Below are 17,162 nucleotides of genomic sequence, written 5' to 3' on the forward strand. Positions count from 1 at the left end.
CAAATTTTGATCTTTATGTTTGGAGAGTTAGAATAATGGTTGCACAAAGAAAGCTCCCTGATTTTCAAAATTCATCGCTAGGTTCTCAACTAGATACAACTCGCTACAGTTCTCCATTTAATGTGCGACTAGAACCCACTGCGACACCAAGCAGCCTGGAAACCAACTATGCTTCGGGAATTCGTCCGGCTGGAATCGACGTTGGTGCTGCTGGTTCTTCAGATGGCAAGAAGGGATTCTCAAAAAACACAGCAAACCCAAAACCTCGTAGCGAACCTACACCTGCTCCTCAACCCAGTCCTACGGCTGCTAGCATGGTGCGTCGAGACCAAGCAATTGCTAGAAACCATGCACCAACGCCTCCCCAGAATACACCACCTCCTGCACCCACTTCAACACCGCTCCCAACTCCTACCAAACCAGAAACAGCCAATCAGCTAGAACAGCGAGACGTGATTGCTGCTGTCAACCGTCGCTCGCTTCTACCTGACCCCAATCCGAGGGTTGAGATGAATCTGCGTCATGGATCTGCTGATGCTACCGAAGCGGGAACACCGAATCTGCGCGGCATGACTCCTAATGCGGTAGACGGTTGGAACCGTTCTGCTGATCGTCGGAGAGAGACGATCTCAGGCCTTCGCCGCCCTATCCGACCCTTAGAGCCACCTACTTCAAATTCGCAGCAAAGTAACAGTTGGCTCAGTCGTTCGTTTAATAGCGTCAGGAATGGTATTAGTAATGTCACTGATAATGTCACTAATACTATCAACGAAGCATGGCGAGACACCAGCGGTTTCTTAGATCGAAACTATCAAACAATTTCCAACGTGGGTCACACTGCCCTAGAAGTAGCAGGGGTCGTGCCAGTCTTTGGGGCTGTACCTGATTTGATCAATGCAGCTTGGTATGGAGCAGAGGGTAGAGAAACAGAAGCGGCTCTTTCATTGATTGGAGCAGTGCCTTTTGCAGGAGATGCAACAACCGTTGCTCGTCTGGGTGCAAGATATGGAGATGATGTTGTTCAAGGCGCAGCGAATCTTCTCAGAGGTGCTCAGCGAACCCAAGATATTGCCAGCCTTCCAGATGCAGTGAATGGAACGATTCAAGGTGCTACCGATGCAGTAACCCAGTTTGCTCAGGGCGATTATTTACAGGCAGGTCTTTCATTGGCGAATGGGGGGCTTTCAGCTACTGGGATTCGCTCTGGAGTGAGTTCAGCAACTAGCTCGGCCAGATTCCCAGCTACCTCAACCCGTAACCCTAATCGTTCCTCCCTGACTGAACGACCTCAACCCGTTAGCTCTGCTCCTTCGGAATCTGGTTTAGGAAACCGTAGACCTGCTTCTAGCAACCGTGAAGCGCCGCCAAGTTCATCGGGCAACACGAACACTCCCGAATCAGCAACTAGTGCACCACTTGCTACTGGTGGTTCTGGCGGATCGGGCAACGATAGAGTGCCTCCTCAGGTTGGTGGTAGCGGCAGAGGCAATTCTGACGATGAACCTCGCCTTACTGGTGCAAGAGATGTTGTGCAAGGCATCAACAATGGTACTATCACAAGCCATCGTGATTTGACACAAAGATTGGAAAGCGAAGGATGGGTTGTCGTGCGTGGACAATTACCGGGAGCTTCTTCGGTTAATTCTATTTGGACCAATCCAACCCGTACTGAAAGTGTACGCATCAGGCCAAGCGTCAGAGAAGGTGATGCTCCATATATTGTGCATGGATACGATGGGCCATCCGGGGGAGTGTTCAATGTCCTCAGAAATCAGCTTGATAATCAGCAGCAGTGGCGTGCTCCATCTCGCAGAAGACCTGGAGAATTAGGAGCATCCCTACCCGATGAGCACCTAATGGATGCGGATGGTAATACCACTCGTAGCGGTACAACCGAAACCTATGAGCGGAGCAATCCAGACGTGCATTTTCCCCTTGCTGATTGAGTTAGTGAGATGACTTGCTAAAAAACAAGCTTCAGGGCGATGGTGCTTAAAAAGTGGCTTGGAAGAACTGCATGATCCAAAAAACAGTAGAACTACTGCTAAATAGAGACAAAACTATGAAGAAGGTAACTGAGTCATGGCTGCTAAATCTAACAGACAAACGACTAACAAACCATCAATTTCTCTGAAGAGACGTTTCATTTTGATTATCGGAAGCACAGCAATGATATTCAGCGCAGTGCTCCAATCGGTTTCTGCCTTTGAATCTACGTTACCCACAGCACCGACGCATGACCCAACACTGATTGCCTCATCACAGGGACGGGGCACGCTGAGAGTAATCAATGGTACGGGACAGGATGCAGCGGTTAAGTTAGTCGATAGCCGCACTGGTAAAACCCGCCATTTTGTCCGGATTGGTTCCGGGGATGAAATTACGATTCGCGGTATCAGTCCCTGTAGCTGCATCCTCAAAGCCACCACTGGAACCAATTGGGATCAACGTGCGGGCAGATTCCTGCAAAACCGCGCCTTCTTTCAGTTTAACGATCGGTTGGAATTTAGAGAAACCAGAACCCACAATGGCGTGGAATGGTCGAACTATACGGCTACGCTGCATCCGGTAGCTGAAGGTAGAGCAATAACCACCCCAATCAGCGAAAGCAGTTTCTAAACAACTCACTCTAGACAAAAAGGGCATGAGCGCTAGAGGAAGGTAATTTATATTAACCTGGCAATCACTGTTCTGATTGGAATGCTGTGCTTCGACTGCGCTCAGCACTCAGATGTTAGGTGAGTTGAGCGCAGTCAAAGCTCACTCTCAAATGTCGAACCTTTGATTGCAGGATGTTCTTCACATTGGTTTGCAGTAAACACCTAAATCCGTTCCCTGATCCATTCACGAAATGCTCTCAAAGCTGGGCGAGTTCCGGCTGAGCGGCTCATTTCCAAAAATTGCGAAATACCTTCAATTACTGGAAAGTTAGGAAAGGTTGGACTGGTTGCACTCTCTATGTATTTACTCTCATGCAACACGCTAATTTGCAGTCTTCGATTTTGATACCGCCAGATTTCCGGAACTTGCAGCGCTTCATACGCACTGAGCTGAGTTTTAGAAGTGACATCAATCTCAATTGCTAAATCAGGAGGTGGATCAATACTTAAATCAATTCGATCTCTGCCAATCATCAAAGCATGATTTTGAATATAAAAGCAGTCATCTGGTTCAATTCCTGCCTGCATGTCTTCTCGCTTAAATGTGGTTGAACCCAAAGGCTCCCAGTTCATGTCTAACTCATCCAACAATACCTTCAATAAATCTGCAAGCACAACCTTCGTTTGCTCATGTTCAGGTAGGGGAGCCACAATCTCTAACGTTCCTTTACTATAGGCTAAACGAGTAATCCGACGTTCTCCAATCTCTTCCAGAATTGCCTCAAACTGCTGCCAGCTAATATCCCGCAAGATGATTCGTTGTCCAGGCAATACATCGATTTGGTTGAGCTGAAGAGTAACCATTTGCTTGTTCCTATTTGAGCAACGAGAAAAGGGGCTTGGGCAGTGCAGCTTTTATTATAAAACCAAAGTTGTTGGCGAGTCTGGTAGTGCAATTTACGGATCAACATCCTTATACCATTTCCCTTTGATTGAGCTACAGATCACCAAGCTCAACAGGCGACACTGTGCAGGTTCCATAACTTAAAACTTAAAACTCAAAACTAAGAACTGGTATTAAAACCTTGAGGTGTTTATGTCTTCCTCTGTCCAGCGTAAGCAAACCAAGTATCGCTTCGTCAGTCCCAATGGGTTCCTCTCCCGTGAATTGGGCAAAGCGGTTGAAAAACCATCGCCTTTGTATACTCGCCTGTTAGCAGGGGGAATCAGTCTTTTGTTCTTTGGCAGTTTGACTTGGGCGGCGGTGAGTAAGGTGGATGAGACGGCAACGGCATCAGCGGAGGTGATTCCGTCAACGCGAATTCAGCCGGTCAAAGCGCTGTCTGGTGGGTTGCTGCGCAATATTAAGGTCAAGGAAGGCGATTCAGTCAAGCGAGGCACACCGCTGGTGCAGCTTGATCCCACCCTCACCGATGCCGAATATCAGAGTGCTCAGCAGCTTTATCAGAAAATGCAGGATAACCTGACACGGCTCGAAGCAGAACTAGCTGGCAAAACCGGAACGCAGGAACTTCAGGATCAATCTCAAAATCAGCTCCTGGCGTCTCGCCGGAAGGAAACCCAAGCCGCAATTAACCGTCAGCAGGGAGTGATCAGAGCCGCGCAGGCCGAACTGAGTCGATTGCGGGCCACGCTCAATTTTGCCATCACAAAAGAACGCAGTTTATCGATGCTAGCCGTCGAGGGAGCGATTCCGCGATTGGATTATTTGGACACGCAAAGTCAGGTGGCGTCGCTGCGAGCAGAGATGAGTGCTAAAGAGCAGGAACTCTATCAGGCGCAGCAAGAGCTAGAACGGCTGCAATCTGAACGCAAAACTGAAATCTTGACGCAAATCAATCAGCTCAAGCAGGAAAAAATTTCGTTAGAAGGCCAACTCAAACAGGCTAGAGAACAGCGTAATCGAGAAACGATTAAAGCACCGGTAGATGGCACTGTATATAATGTTAAGGTCGTAGAAGCTGGCGCGACCATTCAGGGCGGAGAAGAATTATTGTCGATTGTTCCAGATGGAGCCGAGCTGGTGTTAGAAGCGAAGGTACTGAATCGAGATATTGCCTTTGTCCATCCGGGAATGCGCGTCAAAATTAAGCTGGAAACACTTCCATATCAAGAATTTGGCATTCTAGAAGGAACGGTGCTAGCAGTCAGCCCAAACGCGGTAAATGAGCCGGAAGTTGGATTAGTCTATCCGACTAGAGTGCAGCTCAAGCAGCGCACCATCAAGGTTCGCGGACAGCAAGTACCCCTGACTCCGGGCATGACCGCTTCGGCTGAGATTGTGACTCGCCAAAAAACTATTCTGTCCTTTTTGCTGGAGCCAATTACGGCCAGTTGGGATAAAGCCTTTTCGGTTCGTTAATTGGCATTTGCCTGGGTTACACCAACCCATTTTCTGTCAGCAAATCATCCAACAGTGCAAGCATCTTGCTTGTGTTTAACGAGTATCTTGCTTACGTTCAATAAATATTTAACTTGTGTTCTTGCTTGCGTTCAGTTTTATCCTCACATTCAATCAAGATGGAGTTTCCTCATGCTTAGATTTGCCTATCGGCTACGAGTGCCGCGCTTTCGCTACTGGAAGATCGGGGCCGCAATTGGTACGGTGGTTTTTACTGGGATTACCACTCAAGTTTGGCTGGATCAACAGATTTATCGTCAAGGCGAACAAGCCTATGTTGCATCTGATTGTGAGGGAGCTATGACCCAATTTGATCGGATTCTTCACGGACGGCGACTGATCGACCTGAATGAAATTGTTTCCCGTACAAAAGTCAAACGCTCGGAATGTGCCGCATTTTTAGTAACCATGAGTGAGCAGAAAGATGCGCTCGCAGCACTACTCGGCTATGAGGATTTTGTGAATCGCTATTCGGCTAGTCCTCTGACTAAACCTGTGCAGCAGCGAGCCGCTCAACTGTTTCAGCAAACTGATCCTGCTGCTTTAGCTAAACCAGAGCTGTGCAACGAACTAAAATTATTTGAAACCAAACAGTTTATTCCCCAACCGGAAGATCGGCTGCCGCGCCTGCACTATGCCTGCGGTCAAACCTTTGCTCACCAAGGAGATCCCACAACAGCAGTTCGGTTTTATCAGCAGGCAGAAGACTACTCGCATCATCCGCTGAGACTAAAAATCAACCTGGCTTTGGCGAATGCCAGACTAGCAGAAGCGGGAATCGATGCGAATCAGGGTAACTATGCCAGTGCTATCCGTCGCTATCGCCAATTTCTAGCAGATTATCCAAATCACCAGTTGACAGCAACAGCAGAAGCAGCTTTAGCAAGGGTATTGGTGGCAGAAGCAGGCAGTAACGCTAAACAGAAAAATTATGACACGGCGATTCGGCAATATAAAGAATTTCTGCAAGTATACCCAAATCACTCTTTAGTACCTGAGGTGAAAGCAGCATTGGCAAAAACGATGATTGCTAAAGCTGACACAACTGGAACAAATGCAATTGCCCCACCCAATCCCAGCGGTTCTACCCGTGGTGGTGTAACAGAGGTTGTGATTCAGAATGCTTCGCCAGAAAAAATCCAGATTGTCTTCAGTGGGCCTGAACCTCGCATCGAAGAATTACCGCCTTGTCCATCTTGCAAAACCTACATCGGGTCTGGGCCAACCACCTGTCCGGAGCAAGGCTCTGTCCGAACCTATACCTTGAAGCCTGGTCAATATAAAGTACTGGTGGAAACCAGTGACCCCAGCATCATGCCATTCAAGGGCAATTGGGCGTTGGGCAACGGCACGCTGTACGATAGCTGCTTCTTTATTGTTGCAACCCCCAGCCCGTTACGCGGTGGATCAGCTGTCCCTGTGCTGCCTGAGTTGGCACCAATTTGAGGAGATGGGTGATGGCGAGTTGCTGTACAGCAGTTGGAGCATGGCTAGTGTTTACTATAAAATGCTCTGATTACCGGAGTTCGTTAGAATGTAGGCGGCAAAAGCTTGGTGTCATGCGGTTGATCGCCACTTAGCGCTGTGCAGTACAAATAGCCTATGTCAAACCCCAACCCGCGAACCCGTGAATTGACTCATGCCCTCACCTCTGGGAGAGCCAAACTTTGGGTTCTGTTGGTTGGCGTCAATCAATATCAAGACCCGCAGTTTCCGGCATTGCACTACTCAGCCGCCGATTGTCAGGGGTTGGAAACAGCCTTGACAGCAGCGAGCTACGAGTTTCCCAAGAAGCATATTTTGACGCGCCATGATTTTGCTGCCAAGCCTCCTACCTTGGCCGTGGTGCGGGTTGATTTGACCCAGATCGTTGCCGAAGCTAAGCCCCAGGATACGGTTCTGTTTTATTTTTCTGGGCATGGGATGCTGGAGTCGCCCAGTCAGCAGGCGGTGTTATGTCTCCGCGATACTTCCCAGACCGCACTGCTGGAAACCGGGCTGAGAATTCATGAGTTAATGCACTCGCTATCGACCTGTGAAGCGCGGCAACAAATTGTTTGGCTGGATGCTTGCCATAGCGGTGAGCTGATTATGCCCGGAGCCAAAGGCAGCCGAGTGGCGCTATCGACCGAACCCACGGCGCAAATTGTTGATGCCTTGCGACTGCGGGCGGCTCAGAGTCGCGGATTCTATGCCATGCTCTCCTGCGATCAGGGACAGCGCTCTTGGGAGTTTCCAGAGTTGGGACATGGCTTGTTCACCTACTATCTAATTCGCGGATTGCAGGGCGAAGCTGCCGATGCCGAGGGCGTGATTGGCGTTGATGGGCTTTATCGCTATGTTTATCAGCAAACGATTGAGTTTATCGATCAAAAGAATCAGCAGGTGCGCACACTGAATGAACAAAAGCGGCAAAATGGTGAGTATTTGCTGCACGCCGAGTATTCACCTCAAACGCCAAAGCGAATCGTCGATGGAGTCGGGGAGCTGGTTCTAGGATTAAAACCAGACAAGGTGATGGCTCATTTTCGGCAATCGTCACCGTCAGCGAGTTCTGGTCCTGATTCAGTACCGTCAGGCCAAGTGCCAAATGCTGCTGCTCCACCCGCTGCCAATTCTGCCGCTGTCTCGCCTCCCACCCGCCGACAGCGCCCACTACTAGCCCTTGCCGGAGTCGCCATGCTAATGCTGGGCGTAGGGCTGTTGTTAGCACTGCGGTCTGTTCAGGATCAAGCACTTCCCGATCGGCTCACCGGTGCTGGCAATCAGACTGTACCTACGACACCTACGACAGATGCGGATGCTTGCAATATTCAAGTTAACCAAGGGCAGGTTCCACCAGAGACGACGCCCGCTCCCTTGGATGCGCAGGTGGTTCTGTCTCCCTGTCCGTCTGACAACCCTTGGCGACGGGTGCAGGCTCAATCTCTAGCCGCAGGGAAGCCCGCTTGGGAGGCAATTTTTGTGACAGATGGAGCGCTGGTGACGGCAGGTGGTCGAGTCAGCGAGATCTGGAATCTGGAGACGCAGCAACCTACCCACACTCTCGGCGGCCATACCGACTGGGTCTATGCGGTTGCGATCAGCCCCGATGGCAAAACATTGGCTAGCGCCAGTGCCGATCGCACAATTCGAGTTTGGGATGCCACTACCGGAACGCTACTACGCATCCTCAGCGGCCACGAAGCGGCGATCTGGTCTGTGGCATTCAGCCCCGATGGCAACACCCTTGCCAGCGCCAGTGCCGATCAGACGATTAAGCTCTGGAGTCTAAAAACTGGTGAACTGCAACGAACGCTAGAAGGCCATACGAACTGGGTGTTTGCAGTTGCTTTTAGCCCCACTCAGCCGCTCCTAGCCAGTGCCAGCCAAGACCGCACAATCAAGCTTTGGAACGCTGAAACCGGAGCCTTGCTGCAAACTTTAACCGGACATGACGATGCCGTTAGGGCGATTGCCTTCGCGCCAGAGGGTCAAACCCTCGCCAGCGCCAGTTGGGATAAAACAGTCAAACTCTGGCAGATTCCATCCGGTGAACTGCTGCAAACCTTTACCGGACATCGGGATCGCGTGCTTAGCGTAGCGTTTGATGTCGATGGACAAACCCTTGCCAGCGGCAGCCGCGATCAGTTGGTTAAACTCTGGGATGTCAACCGTCCGGACGCCATCGGCACCTTTTATGGTCATACCGATTGGGTGCTCTCGGTGGCCTTCAGCCCAGATGGCAAAACATTAGCCAGCGGCAGCCGCGATCAAACTATCATGCTTTGGCGTCAGTAATGGTTGCAACAATCGTCTAGCGATTTTGTCAATCCTGCTAAATGCGATATTCTTGGGAGTACATGATCCTTGAGGATACATGCGTTTGCTGCGGGCACGAAAGCTAGCTGTTGTCGCAACCGTGAACGGGAGAAACGAGCATGGATATTCAGACAGGCGATCAGGAATTGACAGGCGCACTGGATGAGCCAAACTTCACGGGTCGCTTGCTCGGTGAAAACCATCGCTATCGCTTGCAGCAGTATCTTGGCGGCGGCGGCATGGGCGATGTGTATGTAGCAATAGACACTTCCCTCAACCAAACGGTGGCCGTTAAATTACTCAAAGCATCTCTGTTGGCCGAACCAGAGCTACTCCAACGATTTGAGCGAGAGTGCGCTATTTGTGCTGCACTGAAGAGTCCCCACATCGTTCAAATTCGCGACTATGGTGTCACGGCTGATGGATATCCGTTTTATGTCATGGAGTATCTTCAGGGGCAACCATTAAGCCAGTTGCTGGAGTCCCAGATCCGATTGCCGGTTGAGCAAGCTTGCACCATTGCGATTCAAATTTGCGCTGGCTTACAGGTGGCCCATGCGGGCATCATGCTCTGGAATCCAGAGGCTGGCTCTGACCTGTGGACGAACGTGATCCACCGCGATTTGAAGCCAGACAATATTTTTTTAGTGCCAACTGCGTTAGGCGATCTGGTTAAAATCATTGACTTTGGCGTCGCTAAACTTCGCAGCATTCAGCAGATGGCGGCCTCCACAACCGATATGTTTCTCGGCACTCGTCACTATGCAGCCCCAGAGCAACTAGAGCTGAGTCAAGATTTAGATGCCCAAGCCGATATCTACAGCTTAGGCGTGATCCTGTACGAGATGCTGACGGGATCCGATCCGTTTGGCTTTGATTTTCGCCATCGTGAAGTGCCCGAACGACTCTGGCTAACGGCCCATCTCTCGCAGACACCCCTACCGTTTTGTGCCCATCCAAGCGGTGAGCAGATTCCTCCAGATCTGGAGGCAATTGTAATGCGCTGTTTGGCAAAAGTTCCCCAGGATCGGTATGCCTCGGTGAGCCAGCTCAGCCAAGCCCTACGCGAAATTATCGAGGCGGCTCCTCAGGTAGTTCCTCAGGCTCCTCAGGTAGCTCCTCAGGTAGCCCCAGTGCTTAGCTCCGCCTCGCGTCATTCCGAACATACTCCACCCTATAGTCGTTTGTATACGTTGCTGACGGCAGCCATGCTGCTTACTTGCCTGGGCGCAATTGGGGCCGCTATCGTCACTGGAATTTCTGTTTCTGAATTCCCCTCTCAGTCAGAGCAGCTTTCCCCTGCTCCCTCACCCGCTCTCAGCCAGTTGTCTCTAGCCCGAACCCTGGCAGGACATGCCGACTCGGTTTGGGCACTAGCCGTCAGCCAGGATGGGCAAACGTTAGTCAGCGGTAGCCAAGATCAAACCATCAAAGTTTGGAATTTACCAACCGGACGCCCAACCCAGATCCTAACAGGCCATCAGGATGCCGTTCGCGCCCTCAGCCTCAGCGCGGATGGTCAGATGCTTTTTAGCGGTGGGGCTGATCAAACCGTTAAACTCTGGAACATATCGACTGGGATGCTCCAGTCTACGCTCAGTCATACCGCTCCTGTTTGGTCAGTGGCTTTGAATCGTAGCGAAGATAAATTGGTGAGCGGCAGCGGAGATGGCAAGATCAATCTCTGGAATCCGAAAACAGAAGACTTAATTCAAACCATCGAAGGGCATGATGGAATTGTGTATGCAACAGCATTCAATCCATTAGACGAAACAGGTTTAGCCAGCAGTGGTGCCGATCGAACCGTCAAACTCTGGAACGTTAAAACAGGCAATTTGATTCGTGTGTTGTCAGACCATACCGATGCAGTCAGATGTCTAGCTTTTAGCTCTCAGGGGATGCTAGCTAGCGGCAGTTGGGACAAAACGATCAAACTCTGGGACACGCAAACCGGACAGTTGATCAGAACTCTCACGGGACATGATGATCGAGTCACGGCCATTGCTTTCAACGCAGACGGAACCCTACTAGTCAGCGCTAGCGTTGATCAAACGATTAAGCTTTGGCATGTGCAAACCGGAAAATTGCTGCAAAGCGTTTCTGGTCACTCGGACTGGGTACTGTCGGTTGCTATCGACGCTCAAACTCCAGCTTTAATCAGCGGCAGTAAGGATAAAACCATCAAAATCTGGCAGTGATACTAATGAGGGTGGGGGGTGAGGGGTAGAGGGTAGGGGGTGGGCGATGTTTTATAAAGCGCTTCGGTTAGTAGTTGATAACGATTACAAAATTCTGTGTAAAGGATGATAATCATGATTCATCACAATCCTGCCTCAATTTCAAATCGCCTACTGGTTCGTGCTTTGTTTAGCAGCTTAGTCCTGATCATGGTTATGGCCTGTCAAGCCAAACAGGCAGAACAGACAACTACCGGAACTGCTAATGTCACTAAATCTGCCACCGAATCCGGTGCTGCATCATCCTGGGGAGATGTCAAAGTGCAGTCGCTGCAAGGGCATACGGGTAAAGTCTGGTCGGTAGCGCTCAGTCCAGATCAGCAAACGTTGGCTAGTGCAGGTAATGACAAAACCATCAAAGTGTGGAATCTGCAAACCGAACAACCAAACCATGTGCTGCAAGCGCACCAGGATGCGGTGCTGTCGGTGGCGCTTAGTCCTGATGGACAAACGCTGGCGAGTACCAGTAAAGACAAGCTGATTAAACTCTGGAGTCCACAAACAGGTGAACTGAAACAGACATTACAAGGACACACAAAAATTGTGCGCTCGATCGTTTTTGCTCCCGATCAAAAGCGATTAGTCAGCAGCAGTTGGGACAAAACCGCCAAAGTTTGGGATCTAGAAACGGGAAAGGTGCTGCATACTTTGAGCGGACATCAGATGGGCATTTTTGCCGTGGCAATCAGTGCCGATGGTCAAACAATTGCCACCGTCAGTCGCGATAAAACGATCAAGCTCTGGAATGCTCAAACCGGTGAGTTGCTACGCACGTTGTCTGGACATACTGACTCAGTCCGCTGTGTGGCCTTTAGTCCCGCTGGTGGAACGCTCGCCACTGGCAGTAATGACAAAACCATCAAACTCTGGGATGTGAATACAGGACAACTACTGCATACATTTACAGGCCATACAGACCTAGTCAATTCGGTGGCCTTTGGCCCCGGTGGCACCATGCTTGTGAGTGGCAGCCAGGATCAAACCCTGAAGCTATGGGACATGAATGCAAAAACTTTAATTCGCACTCTGCAAGGCCAGTCTGGAGCAATCGAATCGGTGACGGTTGGCAGCAGTGGGCGGATGTTGGCAAGCGGCAATGAAGATGGCACGATCAAAGTCTGGCAACCGTAGGAGCGTAGGAGCGTAGGAGTAGATAGGTGGTTGAGTAGATAGGTGAATAGGTAACTGCTAGCACCGGCCAGTTAGAACACAAAATCACAGGCTGCTCTGGTTAATAGCTTTACATCTTTACATCTTTACATCTTTCAGGCACAAATGCATTTGATTTAACAGATACCGACTTAACCATCATGCTAAAATTCCAAACTCATTTCATCCACTTCCTCACCCCCCACTCCCCACTCCCCACCCCCTACCCCCTACCCCCCACCCCCCACCCCTTATGCCCTCCATCCCTGCCCTCCCCTACAGCTACGACCTCCCCGCCTCTCCGAGTCAAATCGCTTTGATTATTATCGATATGCAGCGCGACTTTATGGAGCCAGGTGGGTTTGGAGATGCCCTAGGCAACGATGTGATGCGGCTCCAGGCAATTGTGCCAACCCTAAAGCGATTGCTCGATACGGCACGGGCGATGAATTTGCTGATCGTTCACACGACCGAATCCCACCAGCCTGACCTATCCGATTGTCCGATCGCTAAACTCAAACGCGGTAATGCCAAGCTGAAAATTGGCGATCCTGGTCCAATGGGACGCATTCTCGTGCTGGGCGAACCAGGCAACGCCATTATTCCTGAACTGGCGGCCAAACCGAATGAAATCGTGCTTGCCAAACCAGGAAAGGGTGCCTTTTACCACACGCCTCTGGAGCAAATTTTGCAGGAGCATGGCATTACCCATCTGCTGATCACGGGCGTTACCACCGAAGTCTGTGTCCAAACTACAATGCGCGAAGCGAATGATCGAGGCTATGAGTGTCTGCTAGTCGAAGACTGTACCGAAAGTTATTTTCCTGAATTTAAGCAGGCTACCCTCGAAATGGTGCGTGCTCAAGGAGGTATTGTTGGCTGGACCGCGCCAGCAGAATCGATTATCGCAGCTCTCACGGATTGGAACGGTTGAGGAGTTAGGAGTCAGCATACATTTACCAGAGGACTTTGAACAGCGACAGTTTGGGAAAGTCCCCCAGAATGGGGGATGTAAGGGTCTTTTCAAACAGCTTCTACAGAAAGCAATTGTATATAGCGTCCTTATCCAGTAGGTAAATGCATACGTAACCACGCAATGATATCAGCCAGAACCTGCTCTTTCTCTGGTTCATTCAGTAGCTCGTGATAAAAGCCTTCATAGAGCTTTAGCTGAATGGTTTCGCCGTTGATACTCGAATAAATTTTTTGACTGCCTTCCATTGCCACCAATCGATCGGCAGTACCATGCAGAACTAGCAAAGGCATCTCGACCTCAGTAATTCGGGCTTGAATTTCGGCAATTGTTTTGAGAATTCCTACTAACGTTCGCATTGGCATGCGCTGACGATAAACCAGCGGGTCCGTTTCGTAGCTCGTCAGGATCATTGGATCGCGGCAAATCGCCCGACGGTCGAGTAATAGCGTTGGCAACCCAGGCAGCCAATTGCTTAGAAGGGCTGTAACCTGCGTTGTAATCCGCACCAAGCGAGGGGCCAGACGGCTACTCAGACCCAACACCGCACTGCTCAAAACAAGGCCCTGCAGCCTCGGTTGATACCGAATCGTGAAAAGCGCCGCAATCGCTCCGCCCATACTGTGACCCAATAGAAAAATAGGTTTGTCAGGTTCCTGCTGCTCAACCCGTTTGAGAAACAGCTCCAAATCCGCCAGATGGTCATCAAACGAACGCACAAACCCCCGCACCCCCGCTGATTTCCCATGTCCGCGCAAATCAAACATATACACCGCAAACCCCTGCTGCCCAAACTGCGAAGCCACCCACTGATAGCGCCCGCTATGTTCGGCATACCCATGCACAATCACCACCACCGCCACCGGGTCCAACGGTCGCCAGGACTGTTCGTATAGATCGAGATTGTCAGCGGTTTTGAAGAAATTTTCGCGGTGATCGGTCTTGTTCATTGGGAGGGGTGGGGGGGGGAGAGTTTAATTTAAGTGGCAATTGCTGTAAGTCGCAAAGCCAATGAACCGGTATTCATCATTACACCTAACTTTTGGAGGGTTGTACTACAGTAGATGTGTTCATTAATACATTGATTTTTAATCAGTGGGCAATGCAACGTCGGATCTGTAAATTTTTTTGTGGTGCTTCGGTGCCTGACTTGCCCGCAGAGAAATCGCGGCTGGGAGCAGTACGAAGTCAAACGCTGGATTGACCCAAAACTCTGAACAAACCCTGACCACACCCAGGGAATTTTTTCTAGCATGAAGCAGAATATAGAGAATATAGAAATAGCGGTCATCTCCCCCACTCCCCCATCCCCCCACCTCCCCCACCTCCCCCACCCCCTACCCCCTACCCCCCACCCCTCTCCCCCTCCCCCAGGAGCCATCCATGCAAGCTCGACCCCACCGGCAGCCGGCTGTACTGCAAAACTCTGTTGTTGTCTTTTCCAAAAACTACCTGCCTCTAGCTCGCATTAATATCAAACGTGCCATTGTGCTGCTGATTAGCGGACAGGCCGAGTCCTTAGAAATTGGTAACACCACCATGTGGGAAGTCCGGTCTCCCAGCGTTGTATTGCAAGTGCCCGAACATATTCGCCTCACGGTCAGCAATCCAGAGCGGCTGTGGAAAGTGCCTCCGGTCAACCGTCGCGAAGTATTGCGACGCGATGGTCACACCTGTCAATACTGCGGCAGCACCCGCAACCTCACGATCGATCACGTGATTCCCCGTTCCAAAGGCGGTCAGCATAGCTGGGACAACGTCGTAGCCGCCTGCGAACGCTGCAACTCCCTCAAGGGCGACCGTTTACCCCACGAAGCCAGCATGGTCCCCAAAACCAAACCCAAAGCCCCCGCCCATCCCGCCGTCGCCTTCGCCGAACAATTCTGGAAAGCCCAACACGGCGAAGACTAACCACCCCTCACCCCTCACCCCCCCCACCCATGGAACCAACCCCCATCACCCCCGCCGCCGATCGCGAAGCCATCCAACTCGATGCAGAAGCCACCGCTAGCGGCCTGACAACTGAGCAGTATCGCCGGAAAATGCAGCGTCGCAAGGAAGTGCAGGAACAGCGCTTGGCCGAACGCACCCAAGAGAAGGGCTTGATTATCGTCCATACCGGCAATGGCAAAGGCAAAACCACAGCAGCTCTGGGTATGGTGCTGCGCTCGCTGGGGCATGGCCATCGAGTGGCGATTGTGCAATTTATTAAAGGAGCCTGGGAGCCGGCAGAAAAGGCGGTTTTGGTGCAATGGACGGTAGCTACTCCAGATAAACCAGCACAGCTCGAATTTCATGCCATGGGTGAAGGCTTTACCTGGGAAACCCAAGACCGAGAGCGCGACCAGCAAAAGGCTCAGGAAGCATGGCAGCAGGCGCTCCTGTTTATCCGTAATCCTGAATTCAAGTTAGTGCTGCTGGATGAGGTGAATGTGGCGCTCAAGTTGGGCTACTTGGATGTGGCCGATGTCTTGGCTGGACTCGTCGAGAAACCCCACAACTCCCATGTAATTTTGACTGGCAGAGGTGCTCCACCGGCCCTAATCGAGCAGGCCGATCTAGTGACAGAAATGACCCTGGTAAAGCATCCGTTTCGGGAACAGGGCATTAAGGCCCAAGCAGGAATTGAATATTAACAGTATCTCTAAACACTATTGCTAATCAGTCAATCAGCCTATTCCCCTGCTGCCTGCAGGGTCGCTGTCAGCGTCACCCAATCTGCGTCTGCCAACTGTTCCCGCATGAATTGTTCGCTGCTGGCCTGCTGCTGAAGCACGCGCCCCTCAAACACTACTGTCACCTGCTTGGTTTGAAAACACCACGGTTCCAGCCACCACTGAGTCGGGTCATCAGGATTGGGCACTAGCGTTAGAGTGGTTTCTCCGCTGGTCGTGGGCACATGCTCCAACTGCTGGGGTGTGGTGGGTGCCATACAAAGCGCGAGCGATAGGGCGTCCATAGTGGCAACCAGACGCTGATTGCGGGCGATCACATCGGGTTCCACATAGGGTGCATAGGCCGAGTCTTGCGCTAACTGCTGGAGCAGCAGCTGTTGAAATTCTCGCTCCTGGTTGAGAAACGCTTCGACAATCCGGGTCGATTCAGGGGACTGCTTCCAGTGGGTAAAGCGCTCGTACAAGCCAGTGCCGTGGAGGGACACCAACAGGGCCACATAGCGCCCCATCGGCAGAGCCAGATGCTTTGCTTTAGACCAAAGCCGAGTGTGCACCTCTGAGCCAACTTCTGTGAAGCTATGGGGATAGCCAGTTTGGGGATTAAAAGTCGGAGCTGCCTCCCAGGGAATCCAGCCAATATCGTGCTGTTCGGCCCCCAGGCAAACTGCTGCGTAGGGCGCAATCGCACCAAACTCTGAATTTCCCCAACGCTGGGCCAATTGTCCAGAGACCCAGGCGTGGGTCGGTTGAGTGATACAAATCCGAGTTTGATTCAGCGTCCGGTACAACATGGCGGCCCCTACGTGATGTTAATTCCAGCCTAGCTTGAAACGTTAGCCACTGTTGTCTTGCTGGGGGTTAGGATTGAAATAGCTCAATTACAGCCTTTTTCAGGCTAGTGAAGTCCGAAAAACAGGTGCAATGCCCCCACCCCACCACCACACCACACGAGTGAAAAACGCTCTAACGTTCATAAAGATTCACAGATCGGCAAGTCCAGCAAAACAATGGCAAAACAAAACAAACCCCCGACCGGAGCAGCCCCGGTTAAAGAAGTAGTCAAAGAGGTCTGCCGGCGAATTCGGGTGGCCCGCAGCTACTGGGATGCCCACAATAACCGCGCCTGTCGGGGCGAACGAGAGCGCGCCCTAGCCCTCTACAACACGCTGACCAAAGAACAAAAAGACCAGATTCCGCAAGAGCTGCGCGTCTGGTTGCGCTACCGCAGCGAGAAATACTTTGGCCCTCACCGCACGCCACCCAAGGCCAAACGCAAGCCGAAATGATTTTTAGAATGCTTTGCAA

At 51.2% G+C, this 17,162-nt stretch carries 14 protein-coding genes; 11 read left to right on the forward strand and 3 right to left on the reverse strand.

Translation table 11 applies throughout. The features are described 5' to 3' along the window. The first annotated feature begins 35 nt into the window (after positions 1-35). Together HJG54_RS19240 and HJG54_RS19245 are read left to right on the forward strand one after the other, a co-directional pair. Positions 36-1,946 (forward strand): hypothetical protein, encoded by a 1,911-nt coding sequence (locus HJG54_RS19240; protein WP_316430737.1) that lies wholly within the window; start codon positions 36-38, stop codon positions 1,944-1,946. Positions 1,947-2,169: 223 nt separating this feature from the next. After that, positions 2,170-2,619: a hypothetical protein gene (locus HJG54_RS19245; RefSeq protein ID WP_316430738.1), complete on the forward strand. Its 450-nt coding sequence runs from the start codon at positions 2,170-2,172 to the stop codon at positions 2,617-2,619. A 203-nt stretch (positions 2,620-2,822) separates the two neighbouring features. Here HJG54_RS19245 and HJG54_RS19250 read toward each other — a convergent pair whose 3' ends face one another. Beyond that, positions 2,823-3,464 (reverse strand): Uma2 family endonuclease, encoded by a 642-nt coding sequence (locus HJG54_RS19250; RefSeq protein ID WP_316430739.1) that lies wholly within the window; start codon positions 3,462-3,464, stop codon positions 2,823-2,825. A 232-nt stretch (positions 3,465-3,696) separates the two neighbouring features. On the opposite strand from HJG54_RS19250, the gene HJG54_RS19255 reads away from it, so the two are divergent. The 6 genes from HJG54_RS19255 (at position 3,697) to HJG54_RS19280 (ending at position 13,143) form a co-directional block, all read left to right on the forward strand. Continuing rightward, a complete protein-coding gene (locus tag HJG54_RS19255; RefSeq protein ID WP_316430740.1) occupies positions 3,697-4,983 on the forward strand; it encodes an HlyD family type I secretion periplasmic adaptor subunit in 1,287 nt (428 codons plus the stop codon). A gap of 171 nt (positions 4,984-5,154) precedes the next feature. Then, complete coding sequence (locus tag HJG54_RS19260) at positions 5,155-6,468, forward strand: tetratricopeptide repeat protein (protein ID WP_316430741.1); 1,314 nt, start codon at positions 5,155-5,157, stop codon at positions 6,466-6,468. A gap of 156 nt (positions 6,469-6,624) precedes the next feature. After that, a complete protein-coding gene (locus tag HJG54_RS19265; RefSeq protein WP_316430742.1) occupies positions 6,625-8,802 on the forward strand; it encodes a caspase family protein in 2,178 nt (725 codons plus the stop codon). Positions 8,803-8,942: 140 nt separating this feature from the next. Next, on the forward strand, positions 8,943-11,021 hold the full coding sequence (locus HJG54_RS19270) for a serine/threonine-protein kinase (protein ID WP_316430743.1): 2,079 nt from the start codon (positions 8,943-8,945) through the stop codon (positions 11,019-11,021). 114 nt (positions 11,022-11,135) lie between these two features. Continuing rightward, positions 11,136-12,191, forward strand: a complete 1,056-nt coding sequence (locus HJG54_RS19275) for a WD40 repeat domain-containing protein (protein WP_316430744.1) — start codon at positions 11,136-11,138, stop codon at positions 12,189-12,191. A 271-nt stretch (positions 12,192-12,462) separates the two neighbouring features. Continuing rightward, complete coding sequence (locus HJG54_RS19280) at positions 12,463-13,143, forward strand: cysteine hydrolase family protein (protein WP_316430745.1); 681 nt, start codon at positions 12,463-12,465, stop codon at positions 13,141-13,143. A 128-nt stretch (positions 13,144-13,271) separates the two neighbouring features. Here the strand turns inward: HJG54_RS19280 and HJG54_RS19285 are convergent, their stop codons facing one another. Next, positions 13,272-14,132, reverse strand: a complete 861-nt coding sequence (locus HJG54_RS19285; protein ID WP_316430746.1) for an alpha/beta hydrolase — start codon at positions 14,130-14,132, stop codon at positions 13,272-13,274. 433 nt (positions 14,133-14,565) lie between these two features. On the opposite strand from HJG54_RS19285, the gene HJG54_RS19290 reads away from it, so the two are divergent. Further along, a complete protein-coding gene (locus tag HJG54_RS19290) occupies positions 14,566-15,093 on the forward strand; it encodes an HNH endonuclease (protein WP_316430747.1) in 528 nt (175 codons plus the stop codon). A 29-nt stretch (positions 15,094-15,122) separates the two neighbouring features. Then, complete coding sequence (cobO, locus tag HJG54_RS19295; RefSeq protein ID WP_316430748.1) at positions 15,123-15,818, forward strand: cob(I)yrinic acid a,c-diamide adenosyltransferase; 696 nt, start codon at positions 15,123-15,125, stop codon at positions 15,816-15,818. Between the two features lie 38 nt (positions 15,819-15,856). On the opposite strand, the gene HJG54_RS19300 is transcribed toward cobO, so the two are convergent. Continuing rightward, positions 15,857-16,648: a DUF3891 family protein gene (locus HJG54_RS19300; RefSeq protein ID WP_316430749.1), complete on the reverse strand. Its 792-nt coding sequence runs from the start codon at positions 16,646-16,648 to the stop codon at positions 15,857-15,859. Between the two features lie 216 nt (positions 16,649-16,864). Here HJG54_RS19300 and HJG54_RS19305 point away from each other — a divergent pair, with 216 nt between their 5' ends. Beyond that, the gene (locus HJG54_RS19305; RefSeq protein ID WP_316430750.1) at positions 16,865-17,143 is read left to right on the forward strand and encodes a Precorrin-3B methylase; all 279 of its coding nucleotides are present in this window, start codon (positions 16,865-16,867) and stop codon (positions 17,141-17,143) included. Positions 17,144-17,162 lie beyond the last annotated feature (19 nt).

This window comes from Leptolyngbya sp. NK1-12 (assembly GCF_032598965.1).
Taxonomy (GTDB): Bacteria; Cyanobacteriota; Cyanobacteriia; order Elainellales; family Elainellaceae; genus Elainella.

Bases quoted from the DNA above. Each gene is read 5' to 3' on its own strand.
- HJG54_RS19240 (WP_316430737.1), top strand. From the start codon at position 36: ATGGTTGCACAAAGAAAGCTCCCTGATTTTCAAAATTCATCGCTAGGT.
- HJG54_RS19245 (WP_316430738.1), top strand. From the start codon at position 2,170: ATGATATTCAGCGCAGTGCTCCAATCGGTTTCTGCCTTTGAATCTACG.
- HJG54_RS19250 (WP_316430739.1), bottom strand. From the start codon at position 3,464: ATGGTTACTCTTCAGCTCAACCAAATCGATGTATTGCCTGGACAACGA.
- HJG54_RS19255 (WP_316430740.1), top strand. From the start codon at position 3,697: ATGTCTTCCTCTGTCCAGCGTAAGCAAACCAAGTATCGCTTCGTCAGT.
- HJG54_RS19260 (WP_316430741.1), top strand. From the start codon at position 5,155: ATGCTTAGATTTGCCTATCGGCTACGAGTGCCGCGCTTTCGCTACTGG.
- HJG54_RS19265 (WP_316430742.1), top strand. From the start codon at position 6,625: ATGTCAAACCCCAACCCGCGAACCCGTGAATTGACTCATGCCCTCACC.
- HJG54_RS19270 (WP_316430743.1), top strand. From the start codon at position 8,943: ATGGATATTCAGACAGGCGATCAGGAATTGACAGGCGCACTGGATGAG.
- HJG54_RS19275 (WP_316430744.1), top strand. From the start codon at position 11,136: ATGATTCATCACAATCCTGCCTCAATTTCAAATCGCCTACTGGTTCGT.
- HJG54_RS19280 (WP_316430745.1), top strand. From the start codon at position 12,463: ATGCCCTCCATCCCTGCCCTCCCCTACAGCTACGACCTCCCCGCCTCT.
- HJG54_RS19285 (WP_316430746.1), bottom strand. From the start codon at position 14,132: ATGAACAAGACCGATCACCGCGAAAATTTCTTCAAAACCGCTGACAAT.
- HJG54_RS19290 (WP_316430747.1), top strand. From the start codon at position 14,566: ATGCAAGCTCGACCCCACCGGCAGCCGGCTGTACTGCAAAACTCTGTT.
- cobO (WP_316430748.1), top strand. From the start codon at position 15,123: ATGGAACCAACCCCCATCACCCCCGCCGCCGATCGCGAAGCCATCCAA.
- HJG54_RS19300 (WP_316430749.1), bottom strand. From the start codon at position 16,648: ATGTTGTACCGGACGCTGAATCAAACTCGGATTTGTATCACTCAACCG.
- HJG54_RS19305 (WP_316430750.1), top strand. From the start codon at position 16,865: ATGGCAAAACAAAACAAACCCCCGACCGGAGCAGCCCCGGTTAAAGAA.